Annotated in this window: 11 protein-coding genes and 2 pseudogenes; 10 read left to right on the top strand and 3 right to left on the bottom strand. The window is 58.8% G+C overall.

The window, feature by feature from the left end:
* Positions 1-10 precede the first annotated feature (10 nt).
* The 7 genes and pseudogenes from BN1800_RS19060 to BN1800_RS40425 form a co-directional block, all read left to right on the top strand.
* Complete coding sequence (locus BN1800_RS19060) at positions 11-958, top strand: sugar ABC transporter substrate-binding protein (RefSeq protein ID WP_087000172.1); 948 nt, start codon at positions 11-13, stop codon at positions 956-958.
* A 125-nt stretch (positions 959-1,083) separates the two neighbouring features.
* Positions 1,084-2,205 (top strand): ABC transporter permease, encoded by a 1,122-nt coding sequence (locus tag BN1800_RS19055; RefSeq protein WP_087000170.1) that lies wholly within the window; start codon positions 1,084-1,086, stop codon positions 2,203-2,205.
* 2 nt (positions 2,206-2,207) lie between these two features.
* A complete protein-coding gene (locus tag BN1800_RS19050) occupies positions 2,208-3,002 on the top strand; it encodes an ATP-binding cassette domain-containing protein (protein WP_087000168.1) in 795 nt (264 codons plus the stop codon).
* 82 nt (positions 3,003-3,084) lie between these two features.
* Positions 3,085-3,888: a TIM barrel protein gene (locus BN1800_RS19045; protein WP_087000166.1), complete on the top strand. Its 804-nt coding sequence runs from the start codon at positions 3,085-3,087 to the stop codon at positions 3,886-3,888.
* Between the two features lie 39 nt (positions 3,889-3,927).
* Positions 3,928-4,920, top strand: a complete 993-nt coding sequence (gene iolG / locus BN1800_RS19040) for an inositol 2-dehydrogenase (RefSeq protein ID WP_087000164.1) — start codon at positions 3,928-3,930, stop codon at positions 4,918-4,920.
* 125 nt (positions 4,921-5,045) lie between these two features.
* A complete protein-coding gene (locus BN1800_RS19035; protein WP_087000161.1) occupies positions 5,046-5,342 on the top strand; it encodes a MurR/RpiR family transcriptional regulator in 297 nt (98 codons plus the stop codon).
* Positions 5,343-5,478: 136 nt separating this feature from the next.
* Positions 5,479-5,633 (top strand): annotated as a pseudogene (locus tag BN1800_RS40425) (IS3 family transposase); the annotation flags it as partial.
* 53 nt (positions 5,634-5,686) lie between these two features.
* Here BN1800_RS40425 and fabF read toward each other — a convergent pair.
* Both fabF and BN1800_RS19025 read right to left on the bottom strand, forming a co-directional pair.
* Positions 5,687-6,985, bottom strand: coding sequence for a beta-ketoacyl-ACP synthase II (gene fabF, locus BN1800_RS19030; protein ID WP_087000159.1), 1,299 nt, complete (start codon positions 6,983-6,985; stop codon positions 5,687-5,689).
* A gap of 192 nt (positions 6,986-7,177) precedes the next feature.
* Positions 7,178-7,765, bottom strand: a complete 588-nt coding sequence (locus BN1800_RS19025; protein WP_027511511.1) for a TetR/AcrR family transcriptional regulator — start codon at positions 7,763-7,765, stop codon at positions 7,178-7,180.
* 98 nt (positions 7,766-7,863) lie between these two features.
* Between BN1800_RS19025 and BN1800_RS19020 the strand changes: the two genes are divergently transcribed.
* The 3 genes from BN1800_RS19020 (at position 7,864) to BN1800_RS19010 (ending at position 12,838) form a co-directional block, all read left to right on the top strand.
* Positions 7,864-8,976: an efflux RND transporter periplasmic adaptor subunit gene (locus BN1800_RS19020; protein WP_027511510.1), complete on the top strand. Its 1,113-nt coding sequence runs from the start codon at positions 7,864-7,866 to the stop codon at positions 8,974-8,976.
* The gene (locus tag BN1800_RS19015; RefSeq protein ID WP_087000157.1) at positions 8,976-12,086 is read left to right on the top strand and encodes an efflux RND transporter permease subunit; all 3,111 of its coding nucleotides are present in this window, start codon (positions 8,976-8,978) and stop codon (positions 12,084-12,086) included. Before BN1800_RS19020 ends, BN1800_RS19015 begins: the two co-directional genes overlap by 1 nt.
* A gap of 245 nt (positions 12,087-12,331) precedes the next feature.
* Positions 12,332-12,838, top strand: a complete 507-nt coding sequence (locus BN1800_RS19010; RefSeq protein ID WP_179213825.1) for a TetR-type transcription factor C-terminal domain-containing protein — start codon at positions 12,332-12,334, stop codon at positions 12,836-12,838.
* A gap of 178 nt (positions 12,839-13,016) precedes the next feature.
* Here BN1800_RS19010 and BN1800_RS19005 read toward each other — a convergent pair.
* Positions 13,017-14,123, bottom strand: a pseudogene (locus BN1800_RS19005) (hypothetical protein); the annotation flags it as partial.

Genomic DNA, 14,123 nt, shown 5'->3' with positions numbered 1-14,123 from the left:
GGAGGGTAGAATGAAATTCGGTTTGAAATCACTTCTCGCGGGCGCAGCCATGGCTGCTGCACTCATGTGCTCTTCGGCAATCGCCAATGCCGCGGAAATTCGCATCGTCGCCGTCACCCACGGCCAGGCCAATGATCCTTTCTGGTCCGTCGTCAAGAACGGCGTCAACGCAGCGGCGAAGGACATGGGTGCCAGCGTCGATTATCGCGCTCCGGAAACCTTCGACATGGTGTCGATGGGGCAGCTCATCGATGCTGCCGTCAATCAGAAGCCCGATGGACTGATCGTCTCCATCCCGGACGCCTCAGCACTCGGTCCATCGATCAAGAAGGCTGTCGCCGCCGGTATCCCGGTTATTTCCATCAATTCAGGTTCCGACGTTTCAAAGGAGTTGGGAGCGCTGCTGCATGTCGGCCAGGACGAATATACCGCCGGCAAAGCCGCCGGTGCGAAACTGCATGAGCTGGGTGGCAAGGAAGGCCTGTGCGTCAACCAGGAGGTCGGCAATGTCTCGCTCGATTTGCGCTGCAAAGGCTTCGCCGACGGCTTCGGCGGCAAGGTGACGGTTCTACCCGTCAGCAATGATCCGGCCGATGTCCGCGCGAAGGTCAAGGCGGCGCTGAGTTCAAATACGGCTGTCGACACCGTCATGGCGCTCGGTGCCGGCACGGCCGGTGAGCCGTCGCTCGCGGCCGTCGAGGATGTCGGAATGACCGGCAAGATCAAGGTCGCGACATTCGACCTTTCAGCCGATTTCCTGAAGGCCGTGGCCGACGGCAAGGGAGCTTTCGCGATTGATCAGCAGCAGTTCCTGCAGGGCTTTCTACCCGTGGTATTTTTGGCCAACTACGCCAAATACGGGCTAATTCCGGGGGGTAATGTCCCATCCGGCCCGAACCTTATCACCAAAGAAAAGGCCGCCCAGGTTGTGGATCTTTCCGCCAAGGGCATTCGCTGACCGGAACTGCCGAAAGGCATTCTCCCGGAACCTCCTCCCCACCAGTGGGGAGGGGGTCTGGCTGACCCAGCGCGCTGCCGAGCAGCGCCGCCGCTACCCTCAATTATGATCCCGTGGGAGGAGTTATGGCTTCGCTTGAGCAGAGAACGGCGGTTGCGCCGAAGGCCGATGAGCGCGTCAAACAAGTGAGTTTTCTGACGCATATGATGCGGCGGCCCGAGCTTGGTGCCGTGGCAGGCCTTGTTCTCGTCATCGTCTTTTTCTTTCTCACCGCAGATTCGACGATGTTTTCGCTTTCCGGCCTGATGACCATCATGGCGCCGGCATCGCAATTGGGAATCCTTGCGATTGCAGCGGCACTTCTGATGATCGGAGGAGAGTTCGATCTTTCGATCGGCTCGATGGTGGCCTTTGCGGGATTGATCTTCGGCGTCATCCTGACGAATTTCGGTCAGCCGCTTTCGGTTGCCATCGTCATGACGATGCTGTTTGCCGCGTTCATGGGCGCGATCAATGGGCAGATCGTCATTCATACGCGCCTTCCGTCCTTCATCGTGACCTTGGCATTCCTCTTCATACTGCGCGGCCTGACGCTCGTCGGCCTGAAATGGGCAACAGGTGGCTCAACGCAGCTTCGCGGCATCGGCGACCGGGTCAGCGACAGTCCGCTGCTTGGCCTTTTTTCCGGCGATGCGCTGAAGGGCACTTTTGTCTGGCTTGCGGATCATGATCTGATCGACAAGTTCCCCAACGGCATGCCAAAGGTCACGGGCATTCCGGTCTCCGTATTGTGGTTCGTTGCGCTTGCGCTGGCTGCGACCTGGGTCCTGCTGCGCACCCGCATGGGCAACTGGATCTTTGCCGCCGGCGGCGATCCCAATGCGGCGAGAAACTCCGGCGTCCCGGTCCATAGGGTCAAGACCGGCCTGTTTGCGCTGACGGCATGTGCGGCGGCTCTGGTCGCGATCATCACCGTGCTCGATGCCGGCTCCACTGACGCCAGACGCGGCTTTCAGAAAGAGTTCGAGGCGATCATTGCCGCCGTCATTGGCGGGTGCTTGCTGACGGGCGGCTATGGCTCGGCGATTGGCGCCTTCGTCGGCGCGATCATCTTCGGCTCGGTTTCGATCGGCCTGACCTACACCAAATTCGACTCCGACTGGTTTCAGGTCTTCCTGGGCTCGATGCTGCTTTTGGCCGTCCTCTTCAATAATTTCATTCGTCGCAAGGTTACCGGGGAGCGCTGATCATGTCTGATGTCAATATTCGAACGCCGATCATCGAAGTGGCCGATATCATCAAGCACTACGGCTCTGTGATTGCGCTCAACGGTGTGTCGATGGAAGTGTCGGCCGGAGAGGTGCTTTGTCTCCTCGGGGACAATGGCGCGGGCAAATCCACCTTGATCAAGGCGCTCTCGGGTGTCGTCCGCCCAAGCGGAGGTGCGCTCCTGGTCGAAGGCAAGCCGGTCAATTTCCGCAGTCCGCGCGACGCGCTCGATGCAGGGATCGCGACCGTCTATCAGGACCTTGCCATGATCCCGCTGATGTCGATCACCCGCAATTTCTTCATGGGGCGGGAGCCTCGCAAAGGCTTCTTCCCTTTCCGTCACCTCGACCTCGCGCACTGCAACGATGTCACGCGTGAAGAGATGCGCAAGATTGGCATCGATATCCGCGATCCCAATCAGGCGGTCGGCACTCTTTCGGGGGGCGAACGCCAATGCGTTGCGATTGCGCGTGCGGTCTACTTCGGCGCCAAGATTCTCATTCTCGATGAGCCGACTTCGGCCCTCGGCGTGGCGCAAACCTCGATGGTGCTGAAATACATCCACCAGGTTCGACAGAACGGATTGGGCGTCATATTCATCACCCACAATGTCCGCCATGCCTATGCGGTGGCGGACCGCTTCACCATCCTAAATCGCGGCCAGACGCTTGGCACCTTTGCCAAGGCGGACATCGCGATGGATGAGCTTCAGAACCTCATGGCCGGCGGCAAGGAACTGCAACAATTGTCCGAAGAGCTCGGCGGTACGATCTAGCCGGCGTGCTTCCGAGCCGGCGATCGCTTGGTTTCAAGGGCCGTCGCCCCTTTCACTCAATCATCAACCATGGAATACGGTCATGAACGACGGCTGGTCGAATGCCTCATCCCCCTTCACGCTCGCGGTCTGCGCCGAGATGGTCTTCAAGTCGCTTCCTGTCATCGACAGGCTCAAGCGCATCACCGAACTCGGCTTTCACGCCGAGATCTGGGACTGGACGAAACATGACGTCGCCGCCCTTGCAAGATCAGGAGCGGTCTTTTCGTCGATGACGGGCTACGTCACCGGCACGCTCGCCGATGACGACGGCGCCGACGAATTGCTGCGAACCGCGAAGCAATCAATCCCGATCGCCAGGGAGCTCAATTGCCCGCGCCTCAACCTGCACGGGACCGGTCTTGACGGCCAGGGCCTGCCGGTGGTCAAGGCCGACAAGGTGACCGGCGCCATGTGGCTCAAGGCGCGCGACACGCTCAGCCGCATCGCCGACCTCGGCGAGAAAGAGGGCGTCACCTTTGTGCTCGAAAACCTCAACGAGGCCGTCGATCATCCCAAAACACCGTTTGCCAAGGCCGAAGATACGCTTGCGCTCGTCTCGTCGGTGAACAGACCGGCACTGAAGCTCAATCTCGACCTCTATCACGCCCAGATCGGCGAAGGAAACCTGATCGAGCTGTGCAGGCGGGCACTGCCTTATATCGGTGAAATCCAGGTGGCGGATGTTCCCGGCCGCATGGAGCCGGGCACCGGCGAGATCAACTACAAGGTAATCGCCGGCGCGCTCAAGGACATGGGGTATCGCGGCACGATCGGCATGGAGGCTTGGGCCTCCGGCGACGACGAGATGGCGCTTGGCCGCTTCCGCGACGCCTTCACGGTTTGATTTCGATAGTCAACGCTTACATACAATGGAGAGACATCAATGATCAGGTTTGGAGTGATCGGCGCCGGCCGCATAGGCAAGGTGCATGCCGCGACCATCGCGGCAAATCCGAAGGCGAAGCTTGCCTATGTGGCGGATGCCTTCAACGCGTCGGCGGCGACGCTAGCCGCGCAGACGGGCGCCGAGGTGGCCGACGCGGAGGATGTCATCAAATCCTCAGGCGTCGATGCGATCCTGATCGCGACGCCGACCCCCAGCCACGCGGAGCTTATCGAGGCGGCCGCCAGGGCGGGCAAGGCAATCCTCTGCGAGAAACCGGTGTCCCTGTCGGTCGAGCGGATCAATGCCTGCCTCGATGTCGTCGAGAAGAACGGGTCGACCCTGATGATCGGCTTCAATCGCCGGTTTGACCCGAACTTCGCGAGCGTGGAAGTGCGACTGCGCCGAGGCGATATCGGCGAAATCGAGATCGTGACGATCACCAGCCGCGATCCCGCGCCGCCACCGGCCGATTACGTCAAATCCTCCGGTGGGCTGTTCCGCGACATGATGATCCATGACTTCGACATGGCCCGCTTCCTCATCGGGGAAGAATTCGTCGTCGTGAATGCACTTGGGTCGTCACTCGTCGACAAGGCAATCGGGGCCGAGGGCGATGTGGATACCGCCGCCGTGCAGATGCAGACGGCTTCCGGACGCATTGCCGTCATCACCAACTCGCGCCGGGCAACTTACGGCTACGACCAGCGCATCGAAGTCCATGGCGCTGCCGGCATGCTTGCGGCGAGAAATATCCACGCAACCAGCGTCGAGCTTTCAAACGCGAACGGTGTCAGCGGCGATCCCGTTCAATATTTCTTCCTTGAACGTTATGCGCAGGCCTATGCCAACGAGATCAATGCCTTCATCGACGCGATCGACAGCGGCAACCGCTCGCCAAAGCCAGGCGGACTTGACGGCCTCCAGGCGCAGAAATTGGCGGAGGCCGCCACTGTCAGTTGGCAAACCGGCAAGCCGGTTGAGATCGACTGACAGGGTTCGACGCGATGCGGCTCTGCTTTCGCGTTGCCGCATCGCACGGGGTGAAGCGCATCTTTGCGCTGCTGTCTGCGCCGCGATCCGGAGATGGACGTCAGCGCTTTGGGGGATAAAGCGCAATGCTACAGGATATACAGGATCGGGGTCGTCGTCCTCCCGCGACACTGCAGGAACTGAAGTACCAGATCGCCAAGCGGCAAATTGTCTTTCCCGATCGTCTGGAACAGGTTGCAAGGCTGATCATAGAACGCCCGGAAATGATTGCTTTCGAAAGTGCTGCGACGATCGCGCGCAATTGCAGGGTTTCTCAGACGACGGTTCACCGCCTTGCACAGCACATTGGGTTTCAAACATTCGGCGAGTTTCGCGCGATGATAAGAAATCATCTTCGCAAGACTGCCGCAAATCGCCGCTAGAGAGACAGCGCGTTGTCGGCTGTTGCCATTAGGGGAGAACCTGCCGGGAACTGACGCTGGAGAATGATTTTTTATCCGGTGCGCTCGGCCTGCAGGGTGGAAAGAAATGATCAATCGCGAGCACAAACTGTCCATCGTTCGCCAGGGGTTCGTCTATCTCTGCGCTGTCGTCGATTGGCTCAGCCGGAGAGTTCTGTCGTTGCGGCTGTCGATCACGGCGGCTTTCTGTTTAGAGGCGGTCGAGGAAGCCCTTGCCCGATACCTGACATCTTCAATGCCGACCAGGGATCAGTTCACATCCACCGACTTACTTCAATGCGCTGACGTGGGGGCGAGAATTCGCTTCAGCTAACGGGAGGGTGAGCGGCCGATGCCCCTTCTGTCCAGCGTCGGAATACGGCGCTGGCATTGACCCCGCCAAAACCGAAGCCATTGGATATCGCGTAATCCATCTCGACGTGCCGCGCGGCGTTCGCGACGAAATCGATACCGTCGGCTTCCGGGTCCGGAGCATTCAGGTTCAAGGTCGGTGGTGCGATCTGGTTGCTGAGCGCCAAAATCGTGAAGATAGCTTCCAGCCCTCCGGCCGCACCGAGCAGGTGTCCCGTTGCTGATTTCGTCCCGCTGACAGCGACCGTATTGTCGGAACCGAAAACACTCTTGATGGCCCTGATTTCACTGAGATCTCCGACCGGCGTCGAGGTGGCGTGCGCGTTCAGATGACCAATTTCGCGCGGGGCTATTCCAGCTTGCGCAATGGCGATCTCCATGGCTCTGCGCGCACCATTGCCGTCTTCGGGACCGGAAGTAATGTGATGGGCGTCGGCTGTGGTGCCGTATCCAACGAGTTCGGCAATCGGGGTGGCGCCGCGGGCAAGCGCATGGCTCAGGGCTTCGATGACAAGAATGCCGGCTCCCTCGCCCATGACGAAACCATCACGCATCATGTCAAAGGGGCGCGATGCCCGGCTCGGCGTTTCGTTGAAGCCCGTCGAAAGAGACCGAGCTGCGGCAAAACCACCAAGGCTGACGATATTCATGCATGCTTCTGTTCCGCCGCATACCGCGATATCAGCCTCGTTTGCACGGATAAGTCTGGCTGCATCGCCGATCGCCTGAACGCCGGCCGCGCACGCTGTCACAGGTGCGCCAATGGGACCTTTGAAGCCGAAACGGATCGAAGCTTGCCCCGCTGCGAGGTTGACGAGAAACGACGGCACGGTGAAGGGCGAAAGACGACGTACACCGCGTTGATCGACGGTGCGAACCGCTTCGGTTATCGCTGGAAATCCTCCGATGCCCGAAGCGATAATCGTCGCGGTACGCAGCCGGTCATCACTGGAAATTGGCTTCCACCTCGCCTGGGTGAGTGCCTCGTCAGCGGCCGCCAGTGCAAAGAGGATAAATCGATCGACCTTGCGTTGATCCTTCGGAGCCAAGACAGTATCCGGATCGAAGCCCCCTTCGGGGTCTTCAACGATTGAAGGGACCACCCCGCCTATTTTGGACGGGAGATCTCCGACGACATCTTCCCCCAGTCGCCGAATGCCGCTCTGACCCGCGAGGAGGCGCGACCACGAGATACCGACGTTCGCTCCAAGAGGACTTACAGCTCCCATTCCTGTAACAACGATACGACGCATACGTTTTCCACCTGTCTTGTCATTAATATTACGCACGACATTGAGCTTTCTGACCTGTGATACGGCTAGTGCCGGTTCTCGACATATGCAGTTTGCTCAGGCTCACGAAGAGCGTTCTTCGCCCGCACATTCGGGCGGTCTATCCTCTTGTTGGCCAAGGACCGCCGCTAGATAAACGAACCGGCTGCGCCATCAGGCGACATCTTCACCGGTTGCAATACGCCTGACTTCCCCGGCGGCTACGTCGAGGAACCCTTGCGACAAATTCTCGTCCTCCATGATGCGGGAGAGCGTGACGGCACCCACCATGAGAGACAGTATCGCCATTGCCTTGGTTTTGGGATCCGAGCTCCTGGGGTCGTCCATCAATTCATCCAGGACCTGGAGATGGGCTTTAATTCCATCTTCAAACGGACGCCTTACTTCCTCACTTTGACGCGCCGCGTCAGATCCTAGCGCTACGAGAGGGCAACCGTCTGCCTTTTCCCCACGATGGCCCATTGAAAGATAGAACGACACAACGGCCTCCAGGGGATCGGAGCTTGTCGCTGCAGCTGTCGACCATCTGCGTGTGGCGCTTTCCATCGCTCGCCTGGATGCTTGGGCAGCAAGATCGTCCTTGGACGAGAACTGCTTATAGAATGCGCCCTGCGTCAGGCCGGCGCCCTTCATCAGGTCCTTCAGGCCGATCCCATCGAAGCCGTGCTCTCGAAATAGGCGGCTTGCGACGTTGATCACAGTTTCCCGATTTTCCTCAGCTTGTGCGCGGCTCACTCTCATGTCGATCTCCAATTAGATTTCACTTGACATCTATAACGCAAATAGAGTTTGATCGCAATCTAATTCATCCGGTTCGCTGGTCAAGAAGAGAACGCAAAATGAAACGCAAACATGTCCTGACTTTTCTGGGTCTGGTAGGAGCGGCGGCGGCCGCTGCTTTTTTCCTCGTTTTCGAAACGACTGAACGGAAAGCCGAAGCCGCAGATCCGAGGACCGTTCCACCGCTGGTAAAGGTGGCCGAGGCGGAGAAGACTGAAACAGCGGAGCGGTCCTTTACCGGCACGGTCGCTTCGCGAGTACAGAGCAACCTCGGGTTTCGTGTTGCCGGCAAAATCGTGCAGCGGCTGGTCGATGTGGGTCAACAGGTGAGACAAGGCCAGGCCCTGATGCGCATCGATGAAACAGATCTCCACCTCGCGCTTACGGCAAAGCGCAATACGGTCATTGCAGCACGCGCCGTCCTCATCCAGGCAGAAGCAGATGAGAAGCGCTATGCGGCGTTGGTGAAAAATGGATTGGCCGCCACGCCACAAAGATATGAACAAGCGAAAGCAGCCCTCGACACGGCCTCGGCTCAGCTTGCCGCGGCTGAAGCTGACGCTAAGGTCGCAGAAAATGAAGCCACCTATACCGTTCTTTTTGCAGACTCGGATGGAACCGTCGTCGATACGCTTGGAGATCCCGGACAGGTCGTGACTGCAGGCCAGACGGTCGTTCAACTCGCACAGGCAGGGCCGCGAGAAGCCGTTGTTTGGCTACCTGAGACTTTGCGACCCGACATAGGATCGGAAGCGGGGGCCAGTGTCTACGGAGGCAACGATCTCAGCGGAAAAGCCCGCCTGCGACAGATTTCCGATGCTGCCGATCCGCAAACACGCACTTACGAGGCGCGCTACGTTCTCGATGGCGCCGCCGCCTCAGCCCCACTCGGCTCGACGGTGACGATTAAAATCCCGGACGCGGACAGGCAGTCGGAGGTCGCCGTTCCGGTAGGTGCCATCCTGAACGACGGTAGCCGGACAGGTCTGTGGGTTGTCAACAACGCCACGTCCACTGTGAAGTTCACTCCAGTCGAAATCAAACGGATCGGCGAGGAGACGGCATTTGTCACCGGCATTGGAATCGGTGAGCAGGTTGTCGCTCTGGGCGCGCATCTTCTGGAAAACGGCGCGGCTGTCAGGATTGCCTCGCAGCAAGAGGTGACAAAGTGATGAGCTTCAATCTCTCAGCCATCGCGGTTCGCGAACGCGCCATTACCTTATTCTTTATCGTTCTGTTGGCTGCCGCCGGAGCTTATGCATTCGTCAAGCTAGGACGCGCCGAGGATCCCTCCTTCACCATCAAGACCCTGACGGTCACTTCAGTTTGGCCGGGTGCCACTGCGCGTGAAATGCAGGACCTTGTCGCCGAACCTCTCGAAAAGCGCATCCAGGAACTGACTTATTATGACCGTGTCGAGACAACGACACGGCCAGGCTACGCCTTTCTAACCGTTACGTTAAAGGATAGTACGCCACCCGGTGCGGTCGAGGAAGAGTTCTACCAGGCTCGCAAAAAGCTTGGCGATGAGGCTCGAAATCTCCCTCCAGGCGTCATTGGTCCCTTTGTTAATGATGAATACTCCGACGTGAGCTTCGGCCTGTACGCGCTGAAGGCGAAGGGGATGCCGATGCGAGACCTTGTGCGGCAGGCGGAGGTCATCCGTCAGGATCTCCTGCATGTTCCGGGCGTCAAGAAAATCAACATCCTCGGGGAGCGCCCCGAACAGATCTTCGTCGAATTTTCCTATGCCAAGCTCGCGACACTTGGGATATCGGCCCAGGATATCGCCGCAGCTTTGCAAAGACAGAACACAGTCACGCCAGCCGGCTCGATCGACACGCGTGGGCCGCAGGTCTTCATCCGTTTCGACGGAGCCTATAAAAGCGTGCAGGCGATTGCCGATACGCCGATCGTGGCGGCTGGACGGACGTTGAAGCTCTCCGATTTAGCGGATGTGCGGCGCGGGTATGAAGATCCGGCGACTTACATCATCCGCCATGAGGGCGAGCCGACAATCATGCTGGGTGCCGTGATGCAACAAGGCTGGAATGGTCTTGATCTCGGCAAGGCACTTGAAGCGCGGTCCGTTACGATCGCCCAGACACTGCCGCTGGGCATGACGCTCACCAAAGTCAGCGATCAGGCCGTCAACATCGACGAGGCGGTCGGCGAATTCATGCTCAAGTTCGCGATGGCGCTTGGCGTCGTGCTGTTCGTAAGCCTAATCGCTCTGGGCTGGCGCGTTGGCATTGTTGTGGCGCTTGCTGTGCCGCTGACGCTCGCCGTCGTCTTCCTCATTATGCTGGAAACCGGCCGGTTCTTCGATCGTATTACGCTCGGCGCGTTAATCCTTGCGCTGGGCCTTCTCGTAGACGACGCCATCATCGCCATTGAGGTGATGGTGGTGAAGATGGAGGAGGGCATGGACCGCGTCAAGGCGGCCGCTTATGCCTGGAGCCATACGGCGGCGCCAATGCTGTCCGGCACCCTCGTCACAATCATCGGGCTGATGCCCGTGGGCTTTGCAAGATCGACTGCAGGTGAATACGCCGGCAACATTTTCTGGGTCGTGGGCTTCGCGCTGATCGTTTCGTGGTTTGTTGCAGTGATCTTTACGCCGTACCTCGGCGTCAAGATGCTGCCTGACATCAAGCCGGTCGAAGGTGGACATCACGCGATCTATGATACTCCAAACTACCGTCGCCTGCGCTCCCTCATCGAGTTCGCGGTTCGCCATAAATTTGTGACCTGCGCCGTGGTGGGCATCACGATGGCTGTTTCGGTCGTCGGGATGGGAAGCGTAAAGCAGCAGTTCTTCCCGACATCGGATCGGCCCGAGGTGCTGGTCGAAGTTCGAATGCCCGAGGGTACGAGCATCGAAACCACGACAGCCGCAGTGGAGAAAGTCGAAGGCTGGCTGCAAACGCAGCCGGAGGTAAAAATCGTCACCAGCTATGTGGGGCAGGGGGCGCCTCGCTTCTTCTTCGCCATGGCGCCTGAATTGCCTGACCCTGCCTTCGCCAAGGTGGTGGTGCTCACTCCGGATGCGCATGCGCGCGAGGCTTTGAAGCACCGCCTTCGAGCCGCCGTTTCGGACGGGCTTGTTCCTGAGGCATCCGTGCGCGTAACGCAGCTTGTATTTGGGCCCTACACGCCGTTTCCGGTCGAGTTTCGGATCATGGGACCGGATCCGGATGAGCTCTACAAGATTTCTGAACAGGCCCTGACAATTATGAAAGCTGTGCCTGATGTCCGACAGGCTAACCGGGATTGGGGCAACCGAACCCCGGTGCTGCGGTTTGTCCCCGATCAGGGTCGGCTCAATCTGATCGGTCTTTCACCCTCTGAGGCAGCCCAGCAGATGCAGTTACTGCTCAGCGGCATCCCTGTCACCCAGGTGCGCGACAACATCCGTAACGTGCCCGTTGTCGCACGTAGCGCAGGTGACAACCGGCTTGATCCTTCAAGGCTGGGCGATTTCTCGCTCATGAGCAGGGATGGCCGTCAGGTTCCACTCGATCAGATCGGGCATTCCGAGATCCGGTTTGAGGAACCAATCCTGAAACGTCGCGATCGAACGCCGGTTATCACGATACGAGCCGACATCAACGAGGCGACGCAACCCCCGGAGGTCTCACAGCAAGTCATGAAGGCACTTCAGCCACTCATCGCATCGCTCCCTGTTGGATATCGCATCGAGATGGGTGGAAACATCGAGGAATCGCTCAAGGCCAATGTCGCACTCGTCCAAGTCTTCCCCCTTATGATTGCAGCCATGTTGATCGTCATCATCCTCCAGGTGCGCAGCCTGTCAACGATGACCATGGTCATGTTGACCGCACCCCTCGGACTTGCCGGGGTGGTCCCGACGTTGCTTCTGTTCAATCAGCCCTTCGGCTTCAACGCCATTCTCGGCTTGATAGGATTGGCGGGTATCCTCATGCGCAACACCCTGATCCTGACAGAGCAAATCAAGGAAAATCAAGCTGCCGGTCTTGACGACTATCACGCCGTCATCGAAGCGACTGTGCAGCGGACACGCCCTGTCATCCTGACCGCGCTTGCAGCGGTCCTGGCCTTCATACCGTTGACCCATTCGGTGTTCTGGGGATCGATGGCCTATACACTGATTGGCGGAACGGCGGCGGGCACAGTGATGATCTTGCTCTTCCTTCCGGCACTGTACGCTGTGTGGTTCCGGATCAAGCCAACGAAAGAAGACAGCCACGGGGAGACGATTGAAGGACTGGAACCACCGGCAGCAATGGCCGCCGAATAGGGGCCTTCGTGTGCAGGACAATCCTCCGGTTTTTCAGTGGCCGCTTCCGTTCCAACCGGCACGCGTCAGGGAAGCGGGTCGCCGGCAAAAATCGGAGACGTCTAGGAACGCCAGTTGGTTAGACTTCGCGCTGGAGATGTCATGAGGCGCCGTACCCCTATGGAGATTGACGTCGACCTCTCGCGGGAGCGCATTCTGGATGTGGCGGAAGAGCACTTTCGCCGCATTGGTTACCAAAAGACTCGATGGCCGACATTGCATCCTGCCTCGGAATGAGCAGCGCCAATATCTACCGTTTTTTTCCCTCAAGGGCGGCAATCAACAGGTCGATCTGTGGCCGCTTCTTCGCGGAAACTGCTCAGTTCGCAGATTCGATCGCACGGATGCAGGTGCCGGCTCAGGAGAAGCTCGTAAGTCTTTTGAATATCCTCCACCAGAAAAGGAGAACGACGTTCATCCAAGAGAAACCGGTCCACGATCTGATCGTCGCCGCAACGGAGGATAACTGGGCGATCATCAGAACCCACAGAGACCAGCTCGTGGCGATCATCGGGACGATGGTAGAAGAGGGGATCGAAGCAGGCGAGTTTAGTGTTGATGATGCCGCGCAAGCCGCCCGAAGTGTGATGAACGCGTTCACGCCGTTCTACCACCCCGTTCTCGTCGAGCAGCGCGTCCAAAACGGCGAAGATACAGAAGAAGGTCTGCATGAGCAGATCCGCTTCATTCTGAAAGCTCTCGGCGGGTTCTGACTAGCATTGTCCGCCTATCCGCCCGTATCGGCACGCGCCGTACCCCGGCGCGACTGAAGAGACTTCGACAGCTGCAGGCTCAGCAAACCGCAACGGATGCCGCTTCAGCACAGTCCTGGACGGGCGATGACCTATGTCGTCGACGGAAATATCCTTCATCTGCACGTCCGGCTGGTCTTTACTCTGTTTGGGTGGACTCAATGGCGATGCCCAAGGCTCGCAGTCCGCTGAAGAATTTGTCCTGATCTTCCGGCCGTTGCAGGCGAAGGGAGACTTCCCGGCGGATGTTGTTCATCAACTCGGGCGCGTTGGCGTTGAGCCAATCCTGTTCCTGCTTGGCGTCGGTCGCCTTTCCTTCCGCGCCAAGGATCGACAGGAGCACGAGGCGATGCATGGGATTATACTGCAAATCGGACATGCGGGACCACAGTTCCGCAGCCTGAATGTCGTTCCTCATGAGGGCGCATAATGCCATGCCAACTTCGTAATACCCCTCAGGGCTGGCGTTCTTGTTGATCGCGCTGGAAACCAGCTCGCAGCCTGATTCCCACTTTCCGGACATTGCTAGCCGCAAGCCGTACTCACCGGCGACTTCCGTGTCGTTGGGGTTGATGGCATAGGCCGCCGCGCCGGTCTGCAAAGCTTTTTCGATGTCATCCCTGAAGAAGCTCACCAGCATAAGGGCCTGGAGGACCCGCGCATTATTGGGAGCAAGCGCTGCCGCGCGCTCTGCGGCACTGGCGGCGAGTTCGAGCGGGTGGACTGTGGACGATGTGCCGAGCTTATAGCGAAATCTCATCTCATCCAGATAGGTAAGAGACAGAAGTGCCCACGACGTGGCGCTCTTGGGAAACCCCTGCGTCGCTCGTTGCAGGCAATCGCGTGCCGTGTCGTGACTCTGAGCGTTCATCGACCGGCGATAGCTGTAATAGGCTAGGGTGCAGGCGTAGGCGTCCCAATCTCCGTTCTGCGGCTGCTGGGCGATTGTTTCGGTGTCAGCCTGGAAAATGGCACCATATGGCTGAGCAACGGCCCTCGCGATCTGCCCTGCGACGTCGGCCTGAATCGCGAGTTTGCTCTGAGCACGAAGATCCGCATCATAGTTGTTGGCCCAGATGACGGCGCCATCCGATCGACGCACCAGTCGGGCGACGGCACGCAGCCTTTCGCCGTCTAGTTGAATACTGCCTTGCAGCGCGTAGCCAGCAGTACCTGCACGATCGGCCTTGGATGGATCCGCGATCACGACGATGTCATCGAACTTTGCGAGTTGACCAATAACTTC

The organism is Rhizobium sullae (genome assembly GCF_900169785.1).
GTDB lineage: Bacteria > Pseudomonadota > Alphaproteobacteria > Rhizobiales > Rhizobiaceae > Rhizobium > Rhizobium sullae.
Note: the sequence above shows the minus strand (reverse complement) of the source record. Positions and strands in the feature narration are given on the sequence as shown.

What these genes read in the sequence shown, in the direction of transcription:
- BN1800_RS19060 (WP_087000172.1), top strand. Translation starts at nt 11, where the DNA reads ATGAAATTCGGTTTGAAATCACTTCTCGCGGGCGCAGCCATGGCTGCT.
- BN1800_RS19055 (WP_087000170.1), top strand. Translation starts at nt 1,084, where the DNA reads ATGGCTTCGCTTGAGCAGAGAACGGCGGTTGCGCCGAAGGCCGATGAG.
- BN1800_RS19050 (WP_087000168.1), top strand. Translation starts at nt 2,208, where the DNA reads ATGTCTGATGTCAATATTCGAACGCCGATCATCGAAGTGGCCGATATC.
- BN1800_RS19045 (WP_087000166.1), top strand. Translation starts at nt 3,085, where the DNA reads ATGAACGACGGCTGGTCGAATGCCTCATCCCCCTTCACGCTCGCGGTC.
- iolG (WP_087000164.1), top strand. Translation starts at nt 3,928, where the DNA reads ATGATCAGGTTTGGAGTGATCGGCGCCGGCCGCATAGGCAAGGTGCAT.
- BN1800_RS19035 (WP_087000161.1), top strand. Translation starts at nt 5,046, where the DNA reads ATGCTACAGGATATACAGGATCGGGGTCGTCGTCCTCCCGCGACACTG.
- fabF (WP_087000159.1), bottom strand. Translation starts at nt 6,985, where the DNA reads ATGCGTCGTATCGTTGTTACAGGAATGGGAGCTGTAAGTCCTCTTGGA.
- BN1800_RS19025 (WP_027511511.1), bottom strand. Translation starts at nt 7,765, where the DNA reads ATGAGAGTGAGCCGCGCACAAGCTGAGGAAAATCGGGAAACTGTGATC.
- BN1800_RS19020 (WP_027511510.1), top strand. Translation starts at nt 7,864, where the DNA reads ATGAAACGCAAACATGTCCTGACTTTTCTGGGTCTGGTAGGAGCGGCG.
- BN1800_RS19015 (WP_087000157.1), top strand. Translation starts at nt 8,976, where the DNA reads ATGAGCTTCAATCTCTCAGCCATCGCGGTTCGCGAACGCGCCATTACC.
- BN1800_RS19010 (WP_179213825.1), top strand. Translation starts at nt 12,332, where the DNA reads ATGGCCGACATTGCATCCTGCCTCGGAATGAGCAGCGCCAATATCTAC.